The organism is Microbacterium sp. NPDC055910 (assembly GCF_042271185.1).
Lineage (GTDB): Bacteria > Actinomycetota > Actinomycetes > Actinomycetales > Microbacteriaceae > Microbacterium.
In genome coordinates, this window is sequence record NZ_JBHJZS010000031.1 from 1 (window position 1) to 22,642 (window position 22,642).

Here is a 22,642-nt window from a genome sequence, read left to right on the forward strand (position 1 = left end):
CCGAGACCGTGGGTATCACCCGCAGTCTCGGCGCGCCGTTGCAGTCTCGCGGGTAGGGGGTGGGGGTGGATCGAGGCTTAGGCTGGCGGGCGTGCCCGACCTCACGACGCCGCTCATCGCGTGGTACCGGCTGAACGCGCGCGACCTGCCGTGGCGCCGGACGGGATACGGCGCGTGGGGCATCCTCGTCAGCGAGTTCATGCTGCAGCAGACGCCGGTCGCCCGTGTCATTCCGCTCCTGACCGCCTGGCTCGAGCGCTGGCCGACCCCCTCGGCACTGGCCGCGGCCGCGCCCGCCGACGCCGTGCGCGAGTGGGCCAACCTCGGGTATCCCCGGCGCGCCCTGTGGCTGCACCGCGCCGCGACCGAGATCCGCGACCGCCACGACGACACCGTGCCCCGCGACGTCGACGCCCTCCTCGCCCTCACCGGCATCGGCGACTACACGGCGCGCGCCGTCGCCGTCTTCGCGTACGGCGACCGGCACCCCGTCGTCGACACGAACACGCGACGAGTGCTGGCCCGCGCCGTCGACGGTCGAAGCCAGCCCGGACCTCCGTCCACGCGCGATCTCGCTGCGATGGAGGCGATCCTCCCCACCGACGACGCGGAAGCCGCGATCGTCAACGCCGCGACGATGGAGCTCGGCGCCGTCGTCTGTACGGCGCGGGCACCCCGGTGCGGCGTGTGCCCCGTCGCCGACCGGTGCGCCTGGCGCGCTGCGGGATACCCCGACACGGGCGACGCGCGTCGCCGGCAGGCGCGTTACGAGGGCAGCGACCGGCAGGCGCGCGGCGCGGTCCTGAAGACACTGCGGGATGCCGCCGGCCACAGCGCGCCGCTGGCCGAGGTGATCCCCGACTGGGCGGACGCGCTCCAGCGCGACAGAGCGATCGACTCGCTCATCGCCGACGGCCTCGTCGAGGCCGCGGACGGCGTGCTCGCGCTCCCCCGCTGACTGCTGCGCAGCATCCGCTCTCCGTCTGACGAACGGCGTGGGCTCGGTTCAGCTGCCCCGGACTGCCGCAGGACAGCCGATTGAGGCGACCGAGCGGCCGAAGCGGGCATCGGGCGGCACGCACGCCACCCGGAAACGACGAGAGAGCGGATGCCGCGTGGCATCCGCTCTCATCGCGACACAGCTAGTCCTCGTCGTGCTCGCGCGGTTTGAGGTAGGGGTCCGCGTCCCCCGCGTACGTCGCGGAGTCCGCGAGTCCCGCGACGGCTTCATCGCGTTCCCGCGCTTCACGCAGCAGGTCGGCGATGTGGCCGGCGTTCTCGGGGATCGCGTCGGGGATGAATTCGAGCGACGGCGTGAGCCGCACGTTGAGGTGCTTGCCCACTTCGGAGCGCAGCATCCCCGTCGCCGACTTCAATGCCTCGGCCGAAGCGGCACGCTCCTCATCAGAACCGAGCACCGTGTAGAAGACCGACGCGTGCTGCAGGTCGCCCGTGACGCGCACGTCGGTGATCGTGACGAAGCCCAGTCGCGGGTCGCGCAGGCCCTTCTCGAGGCGCTCGGCGAGGATCACGCGGATCCGGTCACCCAGACGTGCCTGACGTTCCGATGCCATGTCTTTCCCTCCCTACGAGTGAGGGGACGCCCGAAGGCGCCCCTCACCACGTGTGACTAGCCGCGAGGCTTCTCGACCATTTCGGTGGTCTCGATCTCGTCGCCCACCTGGATGTCGTTGTACTTGCCGAGGCCGATACCGGCTTCGAAGTCCGTGCGGACCTCGGTGACGTCGTCCTTGAAGCGGCGCAGCGAGTCGATGGCCAGGCCATCGGCGATCACGACGCCGTCGCGGATGACGCGCGCCTTGGCGTTGCGCGTGATCGTGCCCGAGCGGACGATGACACCGGCGATGTTGCCGTACTTCGAGGAGCGGAACACCTCGCGGATCTCGGCGACACCCGACTGGACCTCTTCGTACTCCGGCTTGAGCAGGCCCTTGAGCGACTGCTCGACATCGTCGATCGCGTTGTAGATGACCGAGTAGAACCGGACGTCCACGCCTTCGCGGGCGGCGCGCTCGCGCGCCTTCGTGTCGGGGCGAACGTTGAACCCGATGACGATCGCGTTGTCGATCGTCGCGAGGTTGATGTCGGACTCGGTGATCGCGCCGACGCCGCGGTGGATGATCCGCAGCTGGACGGAGTCGTCGACCTCGATCTTGAGCAGCGATTCCTCGAGCGCCTCGACGGCACCCGACACGTCGCCCTTGATGATGAGGTTGAGCGACTCGACCTTGCCCTCTTCGAGAGCCCGCGTGAAGTCCTCGAGCGAGATGCGCTTGCGAGCCTTCGCGAGCTGCGCGTTGCGCTCGGCGGCCTCACGCTTCTCGGCGATCTGGCGGGCCATGCGGTCCTCGTCGGTGACGATGAACACGTCACCGGCGCGGGGCACCGAGTTCAGACCCTGCACCTGGACCGGACGCGACGGGTATGCCTCGTCGACCGCATCGCCGTTCTCGTCGATCATGGCGCGCACGCGGCCGTAGGCCGTGCCCGCGACGATCGCATCGCCGACGCGCAGCGTGCCGGACTGGATGAGCACGGTGGCCACGGAACCGCGACCCTTGTCGAGCTTCGCTTCGATCGCGATGCCGCGCGCAGCCTTGTTCGGGTTCGCCGTGAGGTCGAGACCTGCGTCGGCGGTGAGCAGCACGGCGTCCAGAAGCTCCTGGATGCCGGTGCCGTTGCGCGCCGAGATGTCGACGAACATGACATCGCCGCCGTACTCCTCGGCGACCAGTCCGTACTCGGTGAGCTGCTGACGCACCCGCGCGGGGTTCGCCTCGGGCTTGTCGACCTTGTTGACCGCGACCACGACCGGCACGTTCGCCGCCTGAGCGTGGTTCAGAGCCTCCACCGTCTGGGGCATGATGCCGTCGTCGGCGGCGACCACGAGGACCGCGATGTCGGTGACCTGCGCACCACGGGCACGCATGGCGGTGAACGCCTCGTGACCGGGGGTGTCGATGAAGGTCAGCGCGCGCTCGATGCCGTCGTGCTCGGTCCAGACCTGGTACGCACCGATGTGCTGCGTGATGCCTCCGGCCTCACCGGCGACCACGTTGGTCTGGCGGATCGCGTCGAGGGTACGGGTCTTACCGTGGTCGACGTGACCCATGACCGTGACGACGGGCGGACGGATCTCGAGGTCGTCTTCGCTCTCCGCCTCGAGTTCGGCCTCGAGGTCGAGACCGAAGCCTTCGAGGAGCTCTTTGTCCTCGTCCTCGGGCGAGACCATCTGGATCTTGTAGCCGAGTTCGGCACCCAGAACCTCGAACGTCGCCTCATCGAGCGACTCGGTGGCCGTGGCCATCTCACCGAGGTTGAACAGGATGGTCACGAGCGTGCCGGGCTGAACGGTGTAGCCGCGCAGCGCCTCGAGCTTGTCGGCGAAGTCGGCGATGGATGCACCGCGGCGAAGGCGGATGATCTCGCCGTTGCCCTTCGAGACGTTGACGCCGCCGACGACCGGCGCCGACCGCATCTCGAATTCTTGCCGCTTCGCCCTACGCGACTTGCGCTGCTTGGACTTGCCGCCGCCCTTGCCGAAGGCGCCCGCGGTTCCACCGCCGGGGCCACGGCCACGACCGCCACCGCCACCGGGACGACCGGCGAAACCGCCGACCGGACCACCGGGACGCTGGAAGCCACCGCCGGCGCCGCCCGGACGGCCGGGACCGCCGGGACGCTGCTGGAACGGTGCGCCGGGACGACCGCCACCGCCGGGACGACCGCCCTGACGGGGGGCGCCGGGACGCGGCGCGCCGGGACGCGGAGCCTGCGGACGCGGGATGTTGCCGGGGTTCGGGCGCTGGCCCATGCCCTGCGCCGATGCGAACGGGTTGTTGCCCGGACGCGGGCCGGCGGGCCGCTGGCCCATGCCCTGCGCCGACGCGAACGGGTTGTTGCCCGGACGCGGCGTGCCGCCCGGACGCGGCGGCTGCGGCGTCGCTGCGCCGGGGGTGCCGGCGCCGGGGTCGGTCGGCGCGGCGGGCGCAGCGGGAGCCTCGGCGGCCGGAGCCGCGGGAGCGGCCGGAGCCGGAGCCGCCGGAGCGGGAGCGGCCGGAGCCGGTGCTGCCGGAGCGGGAGTGGCCGGAGCCGGTGCTGCCGGAGCGGGGGCTGCCGAAGCAGGGGGTGCCGGAGCGGGCGCCGCGGGGCGCGCCGGGCCGGGACGACCCGCGGGACGTGCGGGAGCGGGCTTGCTCTCCGCCGCCTCAGCGGGTTTGGCGCCGTCTGCTTGCAGAGCGGCGCGAAGCTTGCGGGCCACGGGGGGCTCGATCGTCGACGAGGGGCTCTTGACGAATTCGCCGAGCTCCTTCAGCTTGGCGAGGGCCGCCTTGCTGTCGACACCGAGTTCCGATGCGATCTCGTGGACGCGGGGTTTGGCGTTTGCCACAGTTCTCCTGTCTGGGATCTGCCCAGACAGGACAGACCATTACTCGCGGACGGGTCTCATTTCGAGCCGTTCACTTTGTTTCCATAGCCATTCAGCCGTTTCTCGATGGTCTGCGTGTCAGGCTGCCCTGACACACGGAGTGCACGCACGAAGGCACGGCGCCGAAGGGCGGCATCCATGCACTCATGTGTGTCGTGCACCCAGGCGCCTCGCCCCGGAAGAATCGCCCGCTCGTCGGGGACGAGGGTTGATTCGATGGAAACCACCCTGAGAAGAGTGGACCGTGGCGCGCGCATGCGGCATCCGACACACGTTCGTACGGGCTCCATGGTACACCTCGGGGCTGAACGCCCGGTGCGCGTCAGCTCTCTTCCAGGATGGAGTCGGGCTGGATGTCGATCTTCGCGCCGGTGAGCTTCGCGGCGAGGCGCGCGTTCTGCCCCTCTTTGCCGATCGCGAGCGACAGCTGATAGTCGGGAACCAGCGCGCGCACGGCTTTGCTGGCGACATCGAGCACGAAGCTCGAGGTGACCTTGGCGGGCGAGAGCGCGTTCGCGACGAACTTCGGCAGCTCGGGGTCGTAGTCGACGATGTCGATCTTCTCGCCGCTCAGCTCTTCGGTGACGGCGCGTACGCGCCGTCCCAGTTCGCCGATGCAGGCGCCCTTCGCGTTGATCGTGGGGTCGTTCGCCTTGACCGCGATCTTCGTCCGGTGTCCGGCTTCGCGGGCGAGTGAGACGATCTCGACGAGGCCGGAGGCGATCTCGGGAACCTCGAGGGCGAAGAGCTTCCGCACCAGGCCCGGGTGCGTGCGCGAAACGGTGATCTGGGGGCCCTTCGTGCCCCGCGAGACCGACGTGACGTAGACGCGCACGCGCGTGCCGTGCGCGTAGTCCTCGCTGGGCACCTGCTCTTCGGGCGGCAGGATCGCCTCGACGGTGCCGAGGTCGACGTGCACCATGCGGGGGTTCGGCCCCTGCTGCACGACACCGGCGACGATGTCGCCTTCGCGCCCGCGGAACTCGCCCAGCACGGCGTCGTCGGCGATGTCGCGCAGACGCTGGCTGATGACCTGCTTGGCGGCGAACGCGGCGATGCGCCCGAAGTCCTCGGGCGTGGATTCCTCTTCGCCGATGACGACGTCTTCCTCATCGAGCAGCGGAACGAAGACCGAGACGTGACCCGTCTTGCGGTCGAGCTCTGCGCGCGCACCGGCGGGGAGCTCGCCATCGGGCGAAGTGTGCTTGGCGTAGGCGGTCAGGATCGCCTGCTCGATGATGCGAACGAGTTCGTCGAAGGGGATCTCCTTCTCGCGTTCGACGGTCCTCAGCAGTCCGAGATCGATGTCCACGATGGGCCTCCGTATTCAGCTCTCACCGGCGCGTCGAGCATGCCGGAACCATATGACTTTACCGGATGCCGCGACGCCCGGCCACGCTCACCGGTGGCAGTCATCGAGCGGCAGGTCCCGCCCGCCCAGCACCGCATCCGTCCACGAGATGAGCAGCGGCAGGAACCGCGAGCGCGGCAGCAGGGTGCCCAGATGGTCGTATCCGCTGTACACGGCCCAGCGCACCTGCTCGCCGTCGGCGCACAGCCGCTGCACGAACTCCTCCTGCAGTCGCGGGGGGATGACCTCGTCGCTGTCGCCCCACGTGACGAGGATCGGCGTGTCCCACGGCCCCGTCGCGGCGTTCTCGGCGAGCCGCTCGCCGAGGGCGCCCGCCGTCAGGTCGCCGATGTACAGCGGCCGGTCCTCGGACACCCCCAGAGCCGTCGCGACCGACACGATGACGCCCGGCTCTTCGGGGCAGCGCTGCGTCATCTCGCGCACGATCGTCTCGGCCCCCGTCGCGACGTACCGCGTCAGGTCGACGTCGGCGTACGTGTCGGCGTACGGCACGAGAACCCACGACGTGAGGATCGTCAGCAGCGCGTCGCCGCCGCTCTGCAGCATCTCTTCGGCGAGCGCGAGCGGCTCGGCGACGGGCGCGAGCACGGCCGTGCCGCGGATGTCGATCTCGGGCGCGTACTTCTCGGCGATCTGCGACATCCACAGAGCCGCGTGCCCGCCTTGAGAGTGGCCCCAGGCGACGGTGCGGGGCGAGAGGATCGATCCCTCGAGCTCGCGTGCGGCCAGCACGGCGTCCAGCGACGAACGCGCTTCACCGCGACCGATCAGGTACGGGAAGGTCCCCGGCGCCCCCTGGCCCGAGTAGTCCGAGGCGACGACGATCCAGCCGTTCGCGAGCGCCCGATCCAGACCCGGGATCGCCCAGCGCGTCGCCGACGCGTCGCGCAGGCTCGGGGCGCAGCCGCGCGCGACGCCGGTCGTGCCGTGATTCCAGGCGATGACAGGGCGCGCTCCGGGCGGACGATCCTCGGGCACGATGACGAGCGCGCTCGCCACGGCCGCGCGGCCGAGGGCGTCGCTGGTGGTGTACAGGATGCGGGTCACGTCAGCCCCGGGCGGATGCTGCCCCACGAAATCGTCGGAGCGGATGAGACGACCGTGGTCGTACGGAACGAGATCGGGCGGGTCGTAGAACGCGTCGACGACGTTGGCGCCATCCTGCAGCCAGTCGTTGAGCCACCATCCGCCCGACGCCGTGACGACGAGGAGGGCGGCGAGCGCATAGCGGCCCGCGGCCGCCCAGACGCGCACCCGCCGGCTGCGCCGCTGCCCCGTCTCGCCCGCCGGCGCCGGTTCGGACGTGCCGTGCCGGAATCCCCGCACGGCGCGCACGAGGGTCGTGATGCCGAAGAGGATCGTGCGCACACCGAACACGAGCGCGACGACGAGCACCGTGACATCGGGCCAGGTCAGGGCGAGCACGCCGAACGCGATCTGCGCCCCGGCCCAGGCGAACGCGAGGACGCGCCTGCTCGCACCGCCCCGGGTGAACGCATCGAAGAGCGACGCGAGTCCGCCGAGGATGAGCAGGTAGGCGAGCACGACGGGAAGCAGCTCGAGCGTCCGCCCGAACCCGACGAGCACCGCGACCCCGAGCACGATCCACACGCCGGCGAACACTTTGCGCGGCCATGTCGTCGCGCGGCGGCCCGCGAGGTCGGCGACACCCGAGACGACAGCGCTCAGCCCGACGTACACCGTCAGGATGACCAGCGACGTGAGCGGTCGCGTGACGATGAGCAACCCGAGCAGCAGCGCGAGCGAACCGACGAGCATGAGCACGAGCGGCGGCGCGTTCGCCACGAGGCGCGGCAGTGCGCTCCACCGGGCGGCGGTTCCCGCCTCACGCTCGCGAGTCACCGTCCCGATTGTAGATCGGCTCGCGCGTCTCGGAGTCTGCGTCAGCCGGCCGTGCCGAACGCGTTGACGGCGCGGATCAGCCGGTACAGCGAGCCGACCTGGAACTGGTCGAACACCAGCACGAGGCGCGGCAGGTCGACGCGGTCGTCGTCTTCGCGCTCCGGCCGCAGGGCTTCCGTGCGCTCGATGCGCCCTTCGGCCGCGAGGAATCCGAAGCGTTCGTTGAGCTCGTCGATCTCGGCATCCGTCGGCTCGTTGCGCAAGCGCAGCACGAGCCGGTGGCCGACCCAGCGCAGCGAGTCGTAGTTGCGCCAGAAGCCGGTGATCTCGGAGGCGGCGACCTCGACGGAGTCGGTGATCAGCACGCGGTCGAAGTCGTCGGGCGAGATGACCCCCGATGCGACGAGCTCGTCCTCGACGAAACGCCGCAGACCCGCCCAGAACGTGCCGCCGGGAGCGTCGAGCAGGACGATCGGCGTCGGGTCGGCTTTGCCCGTCTGCTGCAGCGTGAGCAGCTCGAACATCTCGTCGAGTGTGCCGAATCCCCCGGGAACGCAGACGAACCCGTGGGACTCCTTCACGAGCATGAGCTTGCGCGTGAAGAAGTACTTCATCGTGACGTTGTTCGCCGCGGTCGAGATGACGGCGTTCGGCTTCTCTTCGAACGGCAGCCGGATCGACACCCCGAGGGATCGCTCGACGCCCGCGCCTTCGGCGGCGGCCTGCATGATGCCCGGCCCCGCGCCCGTCACGACCATCCACCCGCGCTCCGCGAGCGCTGCCGCGACATCGGATGCCTGACGGTAGAGCGCGTCCTCGGCGCGCGTGCGCGCCGAGCCGAAGATCGTCACCTTCGGCACGTCCTCGTAGGGAGCGAAGAGACGGAACGCCGTGCGCATCTCGGTGAGCGCCGCCGACGTGATCTTGAGGTTGAGCCGGTCGGACTCGTCCAGCCCGAGACCGATGCCGGTCACGAGGATGCGCGCGACGAGGTCCTCGTTCTCACGGATGCCGGCATCCGCGATCGCCTCGCGGATGCGGTCGGTGACTTCGGGGGGAACGGCGGTGTCGGACATGACTCCAGCGTCGCATGATCCGGCGCCGCTGGGCTCGCCCGAGGGCCGATCTATGCTGGCCCCGTGCCCTCCGCGCCCGCTGTGAAGTCCGCCGCCCGAGAGGCGGCATCCAATCCGGTGCTGCGCTTCCTCGCTCGCGCGGGGTATGTCGCCAACGGAATCGTGCACGTGCTCATCGGGGCCATCGTGCTCGCGATCGCCTTCGGGGCGTCCGGTGAAGGGGACCAGGCCGGCGCTCTCAAGGCACTCGCCTCAGCGCCGCTCGGATTCATCCTGCTGTGGGTCATCGCCGTCGCGCTTGCGGCCCTGGGCGTCTGGCACGCTTTCGCGGGGATCATCGCCAGGGCTCCACGCGACGACGTGAAGGGCGCGGCGAAGAAGTGGGCTCGGCGCGTGTCGGAATGGGGCCAGGCCGTGGTCTTCCTCACGCTCGGGGTCATCACCGCCGCCGTCGCACTGGGGGCTCGCCCCGACGCCGAGAAGACGGCGGAATCGGCGAGTCGCGGCGTGCTGCAGCTTCCGGGAGGGCCGTTCGTGCTCGGCCTCACGGGGCTGGGGATCGCCATCGGAGGCATCGCCTTCATCGTGATGGGCCTGCTGCGCAGCTTCCGGAAGCGCATGGACCTGCCCGACGGCAAACGCGGCCGCGGGCTCACGGTGGCCGGGATCGTCGGGTTCATCGCGAAGGGCGTCTCACTGGGGGTCGTGGGGGTCCTCGTGCTCGTCGCCGCCGTGCGGCAGGACGCCGACGCCGCGGGCGGGCTCGACGGCGCGATCGACGCCCTCCTGGAGCTCTACCTCGGCCCGCTTCTGGCGGGCCTGGTGGGTGCCGGCTTCGTCGTGTACGGCGTCTTCACCGTGTTCCGCGCCCGTTACGCGCGCCTGGACGGGTAGGCGGCGCCGCCCGGGCTGTCAATCCCCTCGCACCGGTACGACCATGCCGCGAGGGTGGAGTCATGACAGACAGCGAAGCGCAGGAAGTGACCGGAACCGAGGCGATCGCGCGTGTGAAGGAGCTCGTCGAGGACATCGATCTGACGATGCTCACGACTCAGGATGCCGCGGGGCACCTCGTGGCCCGGCCGATGAGCACGAGACAGATGGACGACAGCGGAGCCATCTGGTTCTTCACCCTCGAGGAGACCAAGAAGGTCGATGAAGCGGAGGCCGAGCGTGATGTGGGCCTGTCCTACATCGACCCCAAGGGGCACCGCTATGTGTCGATAGCCGGCAAGGCGAGCGTCATCGGCGACCGCGCCAAGATGGAGGAGCTGTACACCTCGTCGCTCGACATCTGGTTCGAAGACGGCCTGCAGACCCCCGGCATCACCCTGCTGCGGGTGACCCCCGTGGAGTGCGAGTTCTGGGAGCCCAAGAACGGCGTGCTGGTCACGGCGGCGGGCATGCTGAAGGCGCTCATCACGCGCGACGCCCCCGACGACACGATGCGCCACGGGCGGGTGCGGTTCTGAGCGACCGACCCCGACTCAGCCGCGCAGGCGGCTGACCGCCTCGTCCGCCAGAACGACCTCGCGGTCTCCCGTGCGGCGGTCCCACAGCTCGACCTGGCCGTCGGCGGCACCGCGGCCGACGATCACGATGCGGGGCACGCCGACGAGCTCTGCGTCGCCGAACTTGACACCGGGTGACACCTTCGGGCGGTCGTCGTAGAGCACGTCGAAGCCCGCGGCCTCGAGATCGGCGGACACTGTCTCGGCGAGCTCGAAGGCTGCGGCATCCCGCCCTGTCGCGACCACGTGCACGTCGAACGGCGCGACAGAGGTCGGCCAGACGAGGCCCTTGTCGTCGTTGTTGAGCTCGGCGATGATCGCGAGGATGCGGGTGATGCCGATGCCGTACGAGCCCATCGTGACGGTCACGAGCTTGCCGTTCTCGTCGAGCACCTTGAGCCCGAGCGCTTCGGCGTACTTGCGGCCGAGCTGGAAGACGTGGCCGATCTCCATGCCGCGCGCGAGCTCGACGGGACCGGAGCCGTCCGGCGCGGGGTCGCCCTCGCGCACCGTGGCGACTTCGATGAAACCGTCGGCTGTGAAGTCGCGGCCCGCGACGAGCGAGTGCACGTGCTTCTGGTCGATGTTGGCGCCGGTGATCCAGCTCGTGCCGTCGACGACGCGCGGATCGAGCAGATAGCGGATGCCGGTGGCCGATTCTTCGCCGAGGATCGGACCCGTCTCGGACCACGGCCCGATGTACCCCTTCACCAGCAGCGGGTGGCGCTCGAAGTCCTCGGGGCTCGCCTGCTCGACCTCGGCGGGGGCGAAGGCGACCTCGACGCGTTTGGCGTCGACGTCGCGGTCGCCCGGAAGCCCGATGACGACCATCTCGCGGGTGCCATCGAGGTGCTTCAGGGTGAGCACGACGTTCTTGAGGGTGTCTGCTGAGGTGTACTCCCCCTCGAGCACGGCGTTCGAGTGCGCGACGAGGGTGTCGATCGTGGGGGTGTCGGGCGAGTCGAAGATGACCGGGGCGGGCAGTCCGTCGAACGGAATCGGGTCGGGCACGATCGTCGTGAACGCCTCGACGTTGGCGGCGTAGCCGCCGGCCGAGCGGACGAAGGTGTCTTCGCCCACGGGCGTCGGGTGCAGGAACTCCTCAGATCGGGAGCCGCCCATGGCACCGGCATCCGCCTGCACGATGACGTATTCGAGGCCGAGGCGCTGGAAGATGCGCTCGTACGCGTCGCGCTGCGCCTGGTAGCTCGTGTCGAGACCGGCGTCACTCGCGTCGAACGAGTACGCGTCCTTCATCGTGAACTCGCGGCCGCGCAGGAGTCCCGCGCGGGGGCGGGCTTCGTCGCGGTACTTGTCCTGGATCTGGTAGATCGTCAGCGGCAGGTCCTTGTACGACGAGTACAGGTCCTTCACGAGCAGCGTGAAGACCTCTTCGTGCGTCGGTGCGAGGAGGTAATCGGCGCCCTTGCGGTCCTGCAGGCGGAAGAGCGCGTCGCCGTACTCCTCCCATCGGCCGGTCTGCTCGTAGGGCTCCCGCGGCAGGAGTGCCGGGAAGTGCACCTCGTAGGCGCCCGCCGCCGCCATCTCGTCGCGGACGACCTGCTCGATCTTGGCTTTGACCTTCAGACCGAGCGGCAGCCACGCGAACACGCCCGGCGCCTGACGCCGGATGTATCCGGCGCGCACGAGCAGCCGATGGCTCGTGACCTCGGCATCGGCGGGATCTTCGCGGAGCGTGCGGAGGAAGAAGTGCGAGAGACGGGTGACCACGAGCGACAAGCTTAGTTGCGGCGGGTGTGCGGCTACTGACCGGGACCGGAGATGGCGGTCGGCGGGGACTTCGCGAGTGACAGCACACCCGCGACGGCACCCGCGCCGGCGAGAAGGAAGACCGGGATGCTCCACAGCGGCGCGCCCGCGGCCTCCTGCAGCACCGTGATCCCGAGCACCACCGCGACGAACGGGTCGATCACCGTCAGACCGCCCACGACCACTTGAGGGCTGTTTCCCGTGTGCGCCGTCTGGACGTAGTAGATCGACAACCCGCCGGCGACCACGATGCCCGCGACACAGCCGAGCGTGAGGAAGTTCGCGGAGTCGATCGCGAAGTCGTGCCCGTGCAGCATCGTCTGGATCCGAAGGATGACGGTCTTTCCGAGCGTCGCGACGAACGCCGAGAACACGCCCCCGAGGATGACGAAGACGATCGGCGCGACACGGTGACCGCGACGCCACAGGCGCACGGCGGCCGTCCCTGATCCCACGAGCGCGAGCACGACGCCGAGCACGACGAGGACGGCGATCAGCTGCCCGTCGGTGATCGTGGTCTGCCGGCTGACGACGGCCGCGACGGTGACGAACGCCGACAGGCTGACAACGCACAGCGCGATCGACAGCACCTCCCGGCGCGAGGGGGCGCGCTTGGTCGTCCACGCCGCGAGCAGCGACGAGAAGACGAGGGCGACGACGCCGACGGGCTGCACGACCATGAGCGGCGCGAAGGCGAGCGCGCCGAGCTGCACGAGGATCGACAGCACGTAGAGCACGGTTCCGATGAGCCAGACCGGCGTGCGGATGAGCCCCCAGAATTGCCCCGCGCTGAGGGTCTGCCCGGCGTTCGCGCGCTGACTGACCCCTCGCGCCTGCAACATGTTGCCGACGCTCAGGAGCGCAGCGGAGAGGACGGCGAGTGCGATGCCGACGACCGGCAGAGACGTGATCGTCGACACAACGCTCCGTTCGGGCAAGCGGGGATCTCAGGATACCCGCCGCGGCTCACCGTCCGAGCAGGTCCAGCGCCGCGTTCACGATGCTGTCCGCGTCGATGCCGTGCAGGACATATGCATCCTCGAGGCTCGACGACTGGCCGAACTCGCTCACGCCGAGACTGCGCATGCGGTCCCCGCGGATGGCCGACAGGAACGACAGCGTGTGCGGATGCCCATCCATGACCGCGACGATCGGCGCCGCCCGAGATGCCGGGAAGAGCTGATCCGCGATCGCGCTGCGCGACGAGGGGTCGATCGTCTCGCGGTTCTGCAGCGAGCGGAACACCAGGTCGGGGCTCGTGAGACATACGACACCGGCGGCGATGCCCGCCGCCTCGAGCGTCTCCGCCGCGGCGAGCACCTCGGGCATGATCGCTCCGACGCCGACGAGCGTGACCCGCTCGTCCGGGCCCGCGTCGACGAGGCGATACCCGCCCGCGACGACCTGCCGCCGCCGGCGCTCCCGCAGCACCGCATCCTCGGGCAGCTGCGCGAGCGCCTGATCGATCGGCCGTGTCGTGAGCCGGAAGTACGCCGACGTGCCGCCGGGCGTGCCGATCCGGCTCATCGCCTCGAGCATCGTCCACTCGAGGTCTTGCGCGAACGCCGGCTCCCAGGCGATGCAGCCGGGCTGCTCCAGACCGATCGACGGGGTCGTGATCGACTGGTGCGCGCCGCCTTCGGGCGCGAGCGTCACCCCCGACGGCGTTCCCACGAGGATGGATTGGCCTCCCGCGTAGATGCCGTACGACCACGGCTCCAAGGCACGGTTGACGAACGGGTCGTAGATCGTCGCGATCGGGATGACGGGCTGTCCCCACCTGCTCCACGTCGCGCCGAGCTCTCCCGCGAGGCTCACGAGGTTGACTTCGGCGATGCCCAACTCGATGTGCTGGCCGCTCGGGGTCTCGGACCACTTCAGCAGCCGGTCGGCGTCGTCGGCGAACCAGTCGCGACGCTCCCCCACCGACCAGACGCCCGTCTTGTTGATCCAGCCGCCCAGGTTCGTCGAGGACGCGACGTCGGGGCTCAGCGTCACGACGCGCCGCGCCGCGTCGGGGGCGGCGCGGGTGAAGTCCGAGAGGAACCGACCCAGAGCCGCCTGCGTCGAGATGACGGCACGGTAGCCCCACGGCAGCGACGGCGGCACCGCGACCGGCTCGGCGAGCGCGATCTCGGGGCGGCGGAGCCGCTCGGCGGCCGCGGCGATGACGGTCTGCTCGTCGGTCCCTTCACCGAACGCCCGCCACGGGTCGTCGAGCGTCGTGCCGGACAGTGTCGCGAGCTCATCGAGCTGTGCTGCGTTGAGCTGTGCGGAATGGTTGTTCGGGTGCCCCTCGGTCGCGAGGCCACGGCCCTTCACGGTGTACGCGAAGATGACCGACGGGCGCGAGGGATCGATCTGCTCGTAGGTGTCCAGCAGCATCCGGATGTCGTGTCCGCCGAGGTCGCGGATCGCGGCCGCGAGCTCCTGCTCTCCGAGGGCGTCGATGCATGCCCGCAGCCCGTCCGACGGCTCGGCACCCGCGACGCGCGCCGCGAGTTCTGACGGATGCGACCGCAGCAGGCGCTGATACTCCTCGTTCGGCATCGACTCGAGCCGCTCGCGAAGCTCGTCGCCGCCCGGCCGCTCGAAGATCTCGCGGATGCGCCGACCCCATTTGACCGTGAGCACCTGCCAGCCCGCCGCGGCGAACATGCCCTGCAGCCGCTGGATCTGGATGTCGGGGATGATGCGGTCCAGCGACTGCCGGTTGAGGTCGACGATCCACAGCAGCTCCCCCATGCGGGAGACCTGCGGGTCGCAGATGGCCTCCCACACGGCGCCCTCGTCGAGTTCGGCGTCGCCGAGCAGCGAGATGAAGCGGCCCGATCGTGGCGTCTCGGGAAACTGGTCGCGCAGGTACCGGTGCGACAACGCCGCCCAGATCGGTGCCGTCGCGCCGATCCCGACACTGCCGGTCGAGAAGTCGACCGTGTCGGGGTCCTTCGTGCGGCTCGGGTAGCTCTGCAGTCCGCCCTTCTCGCGCAGCCGGGGCAGGTACGACGCGTCGAGCCCGCCGAGGAGGTAGTTGATCGCGTGCAGCGCGGGTGACGCGTGCGGTTTGACCGAGATGCGGTCGTCGGCGGTGAGCTCCGAGAACCACAACGACGTCATGATCCCCACCATCGACGCGCTCGACGCCTGATGGCCGCCGACCTTGACTCCGGAGGGATTCGGGCGTCCGCGGTTCGCGCCGTCGACGATCGCGGTCGACAGCCACAGCACGCGCTGCGCGATGCGATCGAGCACATCGTCGCCGAGCGAGGCGGCGGCCGAGAGCGGGCGGTCGTTGACGGAAGGGGCGACGGCGTCGTCGATGTCAGTCACCACGGAAGACTAACGAAACAGTCCGCTGTATGCGTTGAGCGCCAGCTGGCCGCCGAGGTGCGCGTAGAGCACGTTGCTCGTCGCGGGGATCTCCTTCGACGTCACGAGGTCGATGAGGCCCGCGAGCGACTTGCCCTCGTAGACCGTGTCGGTGATCATCGCCTCGAGCGAGCCGCCCAGCCGGATCGCCTCGAGCGTCGATTCGACGGGGATGCCGTAGAGGTCGCCCGCCCACCCTTCGAGGACCGTGATCTCGTCGTCGCGCAGCTCGCGGCCGAGCCCGATGAGTTCGGCGGTGTTGCGGGCGATGCGCTCGACCTGCGCGCGGGTCTTGTCGATCGTCGCGGACGCGTCGATCCCGATGACGCGGCGGGGGCGGTCCTGACCGGCGAACCCGGCGATCATGCCGGCGTGCGTCGACCCGGTGACGGTGCAGACGATGATCGTGTCGAAGAAGACGCCGAGGTCGCGCTCCTGCTGCTCGACCTCGGAGGCCCAGTTCGCGAAACCGAGGCCGCCCAGCGGGTGGTCCGACGCTCCCGCCGGGATCGCGTAGGGCTTGCCGCCCTCGGCGACGACCTCGTCGATCGCCTGCTGCCAGCTCGATCGGATGCCGATGTCGAAGCCCGCCGCGTCGAGGGTGACCTTCGCGCCCATGATGCGCGAGAGCTGGATGTTGCCGACCCGGTCGCTCAGGGGGTCGGGCCACTCGACCCAGTTCTCCTGCACGAGGCGGGCCTTGAGGCCGAGCTTCGCGGCGACGGCCGCCACCTGGCGCGTGTGGTTGGACTGGTAACCGCCGATCGAGACGAGGGTGTCGGCGCCCTGCGCGAGGGCTTCGGGCACGAGGTATTCGAGCTTGCGCGTCTTGTTGCCGCCGAAGGCGAGGCCGCTGTTGACGTCTTCGCGCTTGGCCCAGATCTGCGCGCCCCCGAGGTGCTGCGTCAGGCGGGGCAGGTGCTGGATGGGGCTGGGCCCGAAGGTGAGCGGGTACCGCTCGAAGTCTGTGATGGCCATGTCGTCCTCGTCAGGTCGTGGGGTGAATTGCGGCCACCGTAGCGCAATATCCTGGATATTGCATTTCGGATGCCGCATCCTGACGTAGAATGCGAGGACCGACCGTCCGGAGGCGCCCTATGCCCGTCCCCTCTGCCAGCCCTGTGCCGGCGCGCGAACTCCTGCGCGACAACGTGTACGCCGCGCTGCGGGACGCGATCGTCGACGGCACGCTCGCTCCCGGCGAGCGTCTGCGCGACACCGAGATCGAGGCATGGCTCGGGGTCAGCCGCACTCCGATCCGCGAGGCGCTGCTGCGCCTCGAACGTGCCGGCCTCGTCGTCTCGCAGCCGGGACGCGCGACGATCATCGCCCCGTTCGACGCGGGCTCGACGCGCAGCGCACAGCAGGTCGCGGCATCCATGCACGAACTGGCCGCGCGCCTGGCCGTGCCGATCATGACGTCGGCTCAGCTCGACGAGCTGTCGGCGGCCAACGAGGCGTTCGCCGCGGCGATCGGCGCCGGCGACACCGAGACGGCGCTCGCAGCGGACGACCGGTTCCACGACGTCTTCGTGCGCGCATGCGGCAACCCCATGGTCGCCGAGGTGCTCGAGATCGCCACTCCCCTGCTGCGTCGCGTCGAGCGGTTGCGTTTCGGGTCCCTCTCGGGACGAGACTCCGTCGATCAGCACGCCGACATCATCGCCGCGGCCGGCGCGCGCGATGTCGAGGGCACGGCCAGGCTGTGCCGTGAGAACTGGCTGTCGCTGAGCTACGTCAGCGAGGAGTGAGCGCGGTCGGCGTCAGCTCGTGACGACCTGCGCCGTTCCCACCGCCGCATCCGGCCCCATCTCGGCGGCGATGCGGTTCGCCTCTTCGATGAGGGTTGCGACGATCTCGGACTCGGGGACCGTCTTGATGACCTGACCCTTGACGAAGATCTGCCCCTTGCCGTTGCCGGAGGCCACTCCGAGGTCGGCTTCACGCGCTTCGCCGGGACCGTTCACGACGCAGCCCATGACCGCGACGCGCAGGGGAACCGTCATGTCCTTCAAGCCTTCGGTCACGCTGTCGGCGAGCGAGTAGACATCGACCTGGGCACGGCCGCACGACGGGCACGACACGATCTCGAGCTTGCGCTCGCGCAGATTGAGCGACTGCAGGATCTGGTGGCCGACCTTGACCTCTTCGGCCGGCGGCGCCGAGAGGGACACGCGGATCGTGTCGCCGATGCCCTCGGCGAGCAGGATCCCGAACGCCGTGGCGGACTTGATCGTTCCCTGGAAGGCTGGGCCGGCCTCGGTGACGCCGAGGTGCAGAGGCCAGTCGCCCCGCTCGGCGAGCAGGCGATACGCCTTGACCATGACGATCGGGTCGTTGTGCTTGACCGAGATCTTGAAGTCGTGGAAGTCGTGCTCCTCGAACAGCGACGCCTCCCACACGGCGCTCTCCATGAGGGCTTCAGGGGTCGCCTTCCCGTACTTCTCGAGCAGACGCTTGTCGAGCGATCCCGCGTTCACGCCGATGCGCAGCGACACTCCCGCAGCCTTCGCGGCGGCGGCGATGTCGCCCACCTTGTCGTCGAACTGGCGGATGTTGCCGGGATTGACGCGCACGGCGGCGCAGCCGGCGTCGATCGCCTGGAAGACGTACTTCGGCTGGAAGTGGATGTCGGCGATGACGGGGATCTGGCTCTTCGCCGCGATGATGTGCAGCACGTCGGCGTCATCCTGCGACGGCACCGCGACGCGCACGATCTCGCAGCCCGATGCGGTGAGCTCGGCGATCTGCTGCAGCGTCGCATTGATGTTGGTCGTCGGAGTCGTCGTCATGGACTGGACACTGACCGGCGCGTTGCCGCCGACGAGCACCTTGCCGACCTTGATCTGGCGGCTCTTGCGACGCGGGGAGAGGAGTTCCGGCACGCGTGGCATTCCGAGGTTCACTGCTGGCACGCTCTCAAGCCTACGGCGCGGGGGGCGAGGTGGCCTGACAGGGCGCCGAGAGAGGCGGCTGTGGTAGTTTCGGCGCATGCCCGCGAACCTCACTTGGTGGCCCGTCTCTTAGGCGGGTGTTCGTGCGACGACAGACCGCCCCCGGGCGGTCTTCTTCGTGTAGGGCGACCGCCCGCACGACGAAAGACCGACGATGACCGGGTCCGATTCCTCCACCATCGGGGAGCTCGCAGCACGCGGCATCCCCTTCGCCCTCCTCGCACGCGACGGCGAGACCGTCGAGCTGCTCACGGGTGACGTCGTCGACGTCGAGCTTCTCGCGGACATCCCTCTCGAAGACCCCGACGGAGCGCCGCGCGAAGTGCTCGCGCTCGTGCCGTACCGCCAGGTGCGCGAACGCGGCTTCACGTGCCACGACGACGACGCGCCGCTGCGCTGCCTCGTGGTCGCGGCGCACGAGCACCTGCCGCGCGATGAGGTCATCGCCGCGCTGCCGTCCGCACCGGTCCCGCTCGGCGATGCCGGGTTCGACATCTCCGACGACGACTACGCCGACATCGTGCGCCGCGTCATCTCGGACGAGATCGGCAGCGGAGAGGGCGCGAACTTCGTCATCCGCCGCGACTTCACCGCGAGCGTCGAGACGGATGCCGCGACGGCGGCCCTCACCTGGTTCCGTGCCCTGCTCGAGCACGAGCGCGGCGCGTACTGGACGTTCGCCGTCGTGACGCCCGGGCACGTGGCCGTCGGCGCGAGCCCCGAGGCGCACGTCAGCGCACGCGGCGGCATCGTGACGATGAATCCGATCTCGGGCACATTCCGCCACCCCGAAGGCGGTGCGACCGAGGAGTCCCTCGCCGAGTTCCTGCGCTCGACGAAAGAGACCGAAGAGCTCTTCATGGTCGTCGACGAAGAGCTCAAGATGATGAGCGCCGTCTGCTCGGACGGCGGGCGCATCACGGGACCGCACCTGAAGGAGATGTCCCGCCTCACGCACACCGAGTACGTCCTTCGCGGGCGCAGCACGATGGACCCGCGTGACATCCTGCGCGAGACGATGTTCGCGCCGACGGTCACCGGGTCGCCCATGCAGAACGCGTGCACGGTCATCGAGCGGCACGAGCAGACACCGCGCGGCTACTACTCGGGCGTCGCGGCGCTGTTCACGCCCGCGAGTTCGGTCGCCGACCCTTCGACAAGCTCAGGGACCGCTCCGACGAGCTCAGGGACCGCTCCGACAAGCTTAGGGACCGCTCCGACAAGCTCAGGGACCGCTCCGACGAGCTCAGGGGCCGCGTCGCCCCCCGAACCGCGACCGACGCACGATCTCGACGCGCCGATCCTCATCCGCACGGCCTATCTCGCCGACGGGCGCCTGCGCGTTCCCGTGGGCGCGACGCTCGTGCGGCACTCCGACCCCGACGGTGAGGTCGGCGAGACGCACGGCAAGGCCGCCGGAGTGCTCGGTGCCATCGGAGCCGTCGCGCGCGCAGGCGCCGTGCAGGCGGCATCCATCGACGAAGACGAGCCCGCCGCCGAGCCCCGCCGACTGTCGGACGATCCCGAGATCAGCGCACTGCTGCAATCCCGCAACGCGCGCCTCGCGCAGTTCTGGCTCGATCCGCAGGATCCCGACGGCGACGGCCCGTTCGCCACGCGCACTGCCATCGTCGTGGACGCGGAGGACCGTTTCACGACGATGCTCGCCCACCAGCTGAGGCGACTCGGCCTCGTCGTCGAGATCGCCGCATGGGATGCCGTCACCGACGCGCAGTTCGACGAAGCAGAGCTCGTGGTCGCGGGACCGGGGCCCGGTGATCCCCGCGACGCCGGCAGCCCGCGCATGACGCGCATGCGTGAGATCGTCGCGCGGCGCCGCGTGCAGGGGCGTCCGCTCCTGGCCGTCTGCCTCAGCCATCAGATCCTGGCCGATTCGCTCGGGATCGAGCTCGCGCCGCTCGCCTCACCGCACCAGGGCATGCAGAAGACCGTCGACGTCTTCGGCGAGCCCGCGTCGATCGGCTTCTACAACACGTTCACGGCACGCGTGCCCGCGGGCACGACGCGCGTCGGAGAGGCCGAGATCGCCGCCGACGCCACGGGCGACGTGTACGCGCTGCGCGGCGCGGGTTTCGCCTCGGTGCAGGGCCACCTCGAGTCGATCCTGTCGCGCGACGGCATCGCGACGCTCGAGCGTCTCGTCGCCCACGCCCTGCGCTGACGCGCCGCTGGCGACGCGGAGGGTCACGCGGCGCCGGGGCCCGGCTGACCGATTCGGTCACGCAACTCAGAACAGCGATATGGGGTTGAACAGGTCGGCGAGGATCAGCACGCCGCCCATCACGAGCAGCGCGACGAAGACGGCGAGCGTCACGGGCACGAGCTTCGTCGCATCGACGGGCCGGGGTGGCGGGCGCCGGAAGAGCTTCGCCCACATGCGCTTGAGGCCGTCCCAGAGGGCGACCACGACGTGCCCGCCGTCCAGCGGCAGCAGCGGGATCAGGTTGAAGACGAAAAGCGCGATGTTGAGCGATGCGAGCAGCCCCAAGAAACCCGACACGCGGTTGAGGATCGGAGACTCCGCCGCCGCGACCTCTCCGGCCAGGCGCCCGGCCCCCACGATGCTGAGAGGACCGTTGGGATCACGCTCCTCCCCCGTCACGAGCGCGACGCCGGTCTCCCAGATCTTCACCGGCAGCTGCCAGATGATGCCGGCGACGGCGCCGACGTTCTCGACGGCGGCCTGCGGCCCGGCCCAGATCGGCTGACGCACGTAGTCGACGGTCGGGCCGATGCCGACGAAGCCCACCTCGGCGTACTGCACGTCGCCGGCGGCATCCAGAATCGGGTATCCCCGGTCGTCGGTCACGGGCTGCTCGACCGACAGCGGGGTCACCCGCAGAGTCTGCTCGGCGCCGTCGCGTTCGATCAGGATCGGGATCGTCGTGCCCGCCGAGGCGCGGATGATGTCGGATGCCTCGGCGAAGGTCGACACGGGTGTTCCGTCGACAGCGAGGAGCACGTCGCCCGGCAGCACCCCGGCATCGGCCGCGGGCGCGCGCGGATCGGACGGCTCGCACTGCGTGCGCTCGGACGACGCGGGGATGACGCACTCGCTGACGCGGGCGATCGAGGTCGTGGCGCTCTGTACGCCGATGCCGCTCAGCAGGATCGCGAAGAGCACGATCGCGAAGAGGAAGTTCATGATCGGTCCGCCGAGCATGATGACGATGCGCTTCCACACCGGCAGGCGGTAGAAGACGCCGTCCTCGGCACCCGCCTCGAGCGTCTCGTCGTTCGCGGCACGGGCATCCTGCACCATCGTCGCGAAGAAGCCGCCGCCGGCGCGACCGCTGCGCTCCGCTGGCGAGGGCGGGTACATGCCCGCCATCGAGATGTAGCCGCCGAGCGGGATCGCCTTGACGCCGTACTCGGTCTCACCGCGGCGCCGTGACCACAGGGTCGGCCCGAATCCGACCATGTACTGGCCGACGCGTACGCCGAACCGCTTGGCCGGCACGAGGTGCCCGATCTCGTGGAGGGCGATCGACACCGCGAGCCCGACGACGAGCAGGACGACGCCGATCACGAACGCGAGGAACTCCACACGCACACGGTACCGGCGCGCGCCTTTGCGTTGGCTCGGAACCCTCCCGTGCTCTACTCTGACGATCGGAGAGGATCCCATGCACGCGCGCCACACCCGAACGCTGCGCGGCGCTGCCGCTTCGGCGGTCGCGACGTGGACGGCCGCCGTGTCGCACACGGTCGGTGGCGGCGAAGCGCCCGCGCCTCTTCTGCTGCTGGTGATCACGATCCTCGCCGTCCCGGTCGCGGTCGCCCTCGCCGGGCGCAGGCTCGGCCTCGTCCGCCTCTCGCTCACGGTTCTGGCCGCACAGGTGCTCCTCCACGTCGCCTTCGCAGCGACGGCGGGCACGGGCGGCACGGTGCTCGGCCACGTCCACGGCCGCACGGAGACGTTCGGTCCTGGTGCGGCATCCGTCGCTCCCGATGTCGCCATGCTGATCGCACACGTCGCCGCGGCGATCTTCACAGTCGCGCTCCTCCACCGCGGCGAACGGATGCTGCGGGCTCTGGGCCGCGGCATCGCCCGGCTCGTCGCGCTGCCGAGCGAGGTCGTGATCCCCTCGTGGCCTGCCGTGCGGACGCGCGCCGCTCTTCGCCGCGTTGCGCCCCTGCGGCGCCTCCTCACCGACGTCGTCTCCCCGCGGGGCCCACCCGCCGTCGTCACCGCAGCCTGAGGGCTGCACAGCTCCTCGTCGCGTTGCGACGAGGAAACCCTCGCGCACGCCCGC

The 22,642-nt window shown here is 70.0% G+C and carries 18 protein-coding genes; 6 read left to right on the forward strand and 12 right to left on the reverse strand.

Annotated elements, in window-relative coordinates; genetic code table 11:
- Positions 1–91: 91 nt before the first annotated feature.
- The gene (locus tag ACFC3F_RS12130) at positions 92–958 is read left to right on the forward strand and encodes an A/G-specific adenine glycosylase (protein WP_376129884.1); all 867 of its coding nucleotides are present in this window, start codon (positions 92–94) and stop codon (positions 956–958) included.
- A 184-nt stretch (positions 959–1,142) separates the two neighbouring features.
- On the opposite strand, the gene rbfA is transcribed toward ACFC3F_RS12130, so the two are convergent.
- The 6 genes from rbfA to ACFC3F_RS12160 all read right to left on the reverse strand — a co-directional run bounded on the left by rbfA (position 1,143) and on the right by ACFC3F_RS12160 (position 8,761).
- Positions 1,143–1,574 carry a 30S ribosome-binding factor RbfA gene (gene rbfA, locus ACFC3F_RS12135; RefSeq protein ID WP_376129887.1) on the reverse strand — a complete coding sequence of 144 codons (432 nt, stop codon included), beginning with the start codon at positions 1,572–1,574 and terminating at the stop codon, positions 1,143–1,145.
- A 56-nt stretch (positions 1,575–1,630) separates the two neighbouring features.
- Complete coding sequence (gene infB, locus ACFC3F_RS12140; RefSeq protein ID WP_376129890.1) at positions 1,631–4,411, reverse strand: translation initiation factor IF-2; 2,781 nt, start codon at positions 4,409–4,411, stop codon at positions 1,631–1,633.
- A 56-nt stretch (positions 4,412–4,467) separates the two neighbouring features.
- Positions 4,468–4,740 carry a YlxR family protein gene (locus ACFC3F_RS12145; RefSeq protein WP_376129893.1) on the reverse strand — a complete coding sequence of 91 codons (273 nt, stop codon included), beginning with the start codon at positions 4,738–4,740 and terminating at the stop codon, positions 4,468–4,470.
- Between the two features lie 32 nt (positions 4,741–4,772).
- A complete protein-coding gene (gene nusA / locus ACFC3F_RS12150) occupies positions 4,773–5,762 on the reverse strand; it encodes a transcription termination factor NusA (RefSeq protein WP_376129896.1) in 990 nt (329 codons plus the stop codon).
- 87 nt (positions 5,763–5,849) lie between these two features.
- A complete protein-coding gene (locus tag ACFC3F_RS12155) occupies positions 5,850–7,685 on the reverse strand; it encodes a lipase family protein (protein WP_376129898.1) in 1,836 nt (611 codons plus the stop codon).
- Positions 7,686–7,726: 41 nt separating this feature from the next.
- Positions 7,727–8,761: a TIGR00730 family Rossman fold protein gene (locus ACFC3F_RS12160; protein WP_376129901.1), complete on the reverse strand. Its 1,035-nt coding sequence runs from the start codon at positions 8,759–8,761 to the stop codon at positions 7,727–7,729.
- 63 nt (positions 8,762–8,824) lie between these two features.
- Here ACFC3F_RS12160 and ACFC3F_RS12165 point away from each other — a divergent pair, with 63 nt between their 5' ends.
- Positions 8,825–9,655, forward strand: a complete 831-nt coding sequence (locus ACFC3F_RS12165) for a DUF1206 domain-containing protein (protein WP_376129904.1) — start codon at positions 8,825–8,827, stop codon at positions 9,653–9,655.
- Between the two features lie 62 nt (positions 9,656–9,717).
- Entirely contained in the window at positions 9,718–10,233 is a 516-nt protein-coding gene (locus ACFC3F_RS12170; RefSeq protein WP_376129906.1) for a pyridoxamine 5'-phosphate oxidase family protein, read from the forward strand.
- 15 nt (positions 10,234–10,248) lie between these two features.
- On the opposite strand, the gene ACFC3F_RS12175 is transcribed toward ACFC3F_RS12170, so the two are convergent.
- The 4 genes from ACFC3F_RS12175 to ACFC3F_RS12190 are packed head-to-tail and all read right to left on the reverse strand — an operon-like array spanning position 10,249 to position 16,389.
- Entirely contained in the window at positions 10,249–12,003 is a 1,755-nt protein-coding gene (locus tag ACFC3F_RS12175; protein WP_376129909.1) for a proline--tRNA ligase, read from the reverse strand.
- Between the two features lie 32 nt (positions 12,004–12,035).
- Positions 12,036–12,962, reverse strand: coding sequence for a DMT family transporter (locus ACFC3F_RS12180; RefSeq protein WP_376129911.1), 927 nt, complete (start codon positions 12,960–12,962; stop codon positions 12,036–12,038).
- Between the two features lie 46 nt (positions 12,963–13,008).
- Positions 13,009–15,372: a transketolase C-terminal domain-containing protein gene (locus ACFC3F_RS12185; RefSeq protein WP_376129914.1), complete on the reverse strand. Its 2,364-nt coding sequence runs from the start codon at positions 15,370–15,372 to the stop codon at positions 13,009–13,011.
- Positions 15,373–15,381: 9 nt separating this feature from the next.
- Positions 15,382–16,389, reverse strand: coding sequence for a 1-aminocyclopropane-1-carboxylate deaminase (locus ACFC3F_RS12190; protein ID WP_376129917.1), 1,008 nt, complete (start codon positions 16,387–16,389; stop codon positions 15,382–15,384).
- A 119-nt stretch (positions 16,390–16,508) separates the two neighbouring features.
- Between ACFC3F_RS12190 and ACFC3F_RS12195 the strand changes: the two genes are divergently transcribed.
- Positions 16,509–17,162 (forward strand): GntR family transcriptional regulator, encoded by a 654-nt coding sequence (locus tag ACFC3F_RS12195; RefSeq protein ID WP_376129920.1) that lies wholly within the window; start codon positions 16,509–16,511, stop codon positions 17,160–17,162.
- A 12-nt stretch (positions 17,163–17,174) separates the two neighbouring features.
- Here the strand turns inward: ACFC3F_RS12195 and ispG are convergent, their stop codons facing one another.
- Positions 17,175–18,326 carry a flavodoxin-dependent (E)-4-hydroxy-3-methylbut-2-enyl-diphosphate synthase gene (ispG, locus tag ACFC3F_RS12200; RefSeq protein ID WP_376129923.1) on the reverse strand — a complete coding sequence of 384 codons (1,152 nt, stop codon included), beginning with the start codon at positions 18,324–18,326 and terminating at the stop codon, positions 17,175–17,177.
- Positions 18,327–18,519: 193 nt separating this feature from the next.
- Between ispG and ACFC3F_RS12205 the strand changes: the two genes are divergently transcribed.
- Positions 18,520–20,547, forward strand: coding sequence for a chorismate-binding protein (locus ACFC3F_RS12205; RefSeq protein ID WP_376129926.1), 2,028 nt, complete (start codon positions 18,520–18,522; stop codon positions 20,545–20,547).
- Positions 20,548–20,613: 66 nt separating this feature from the next.
- Here the strand turns inward: ACFC3F_RS12205 and ACFC3F_RS12210 are convergent, their stop codons facing one another.
- Positions 20,614–21,933, reverse strand: a complete 1,320-nt coding sequence (locus ACFC3F_RS12210) for an RIP metalloprotease (RefSeq protein WP_376129928.1) — start codon at positions 21,931–21,933, stop codon at positions 20,614–20,616.
- A gap of 79 nt (positions 21,934–22,012) precedes the next feature.
- Here ACFC3F_RS12210 and ACFC3F_RS12215 point away from each other — a divergent pair, with 79 nt between their 5' ends.
- The gene (locus ACFC3F_RS12215) at positions 22,013–22,588 is read left to right on the forward strand and encodes a hypothetical protein (protein WP_376129930.1); all 576 of its coding nucleotides are present in this window, start codon (positions 22,013–22,015) and stop codon (positions 22,586–22,588) included.
- The last annotated feature ends 54 nt before the right edge of the window (positions 22,589–22,642 follow it).

What these genes read in the sequence shown, in the direction of transcription:
- rbfA (WP_376129887.1), bottom strand. Translation starts at nt 1,574, where the DNA reads ATGGCATCGGAACGTCAGGCACGTCTGGGTGACCGGATCCGCGTGATC.
- ACFC3F_RS12145 (WP_376129893.1), bottom strand. Translation starts at nt 4,740, where the DNA reads ATGGAGCCCGTACGAACGTGTGTCGGATGCCGCATGCGCGCGCCACGG.
- ACFC3F_RS12160 (WP_376129901.1), bottom strand. Translation starts at nt 8,761, where the DNA reads ATGTCCGACACCGCCGTTCCCCCCGAAGTCACCGACCGCATCCGCGAG.
- ACFC3F_RS12170 (WP_376129906.1), top strand. Translation starts at nt 9,718, where the DNA reads ATGACAGACAGCGAAGCGCAGGAAGTGACCGGAACCGAGGCGATCGCG.
- ACFC3F_RS12190 (WP_376129917.1), bottom strand. Translation starts at nt 16,389, where the DNA reads ATGGCCATCACAGACTTCGAGCGGTACCCGCTCACCTTCGGGCCCAGC.
- ACFC3F_RS12195 (WP_376129920.1), top strand. Translation starts at nt 16,509, where the DNA reads ATGCCCGTCCCCTCTGCCAGCCCTGTGCCGGCGCGCGAACTCCTGCGC.
- ACFC3F_RS12205 (WP_376129926.1), top strand. Translation starts at nt 18,520, where the DNA reads ATGACCGGGTCCGATTCCTCCACCATCGGGGAGCTCGCAGCACGCGGC.
- ACFC3F_RS12215 (WP_376129930.1), top strand. Translation starts at nt 22,013, where the DNA reads ATGCACGCGCGCCACACCCGAACGCTGCGCGGCGCTGCCGCTTCGGCG.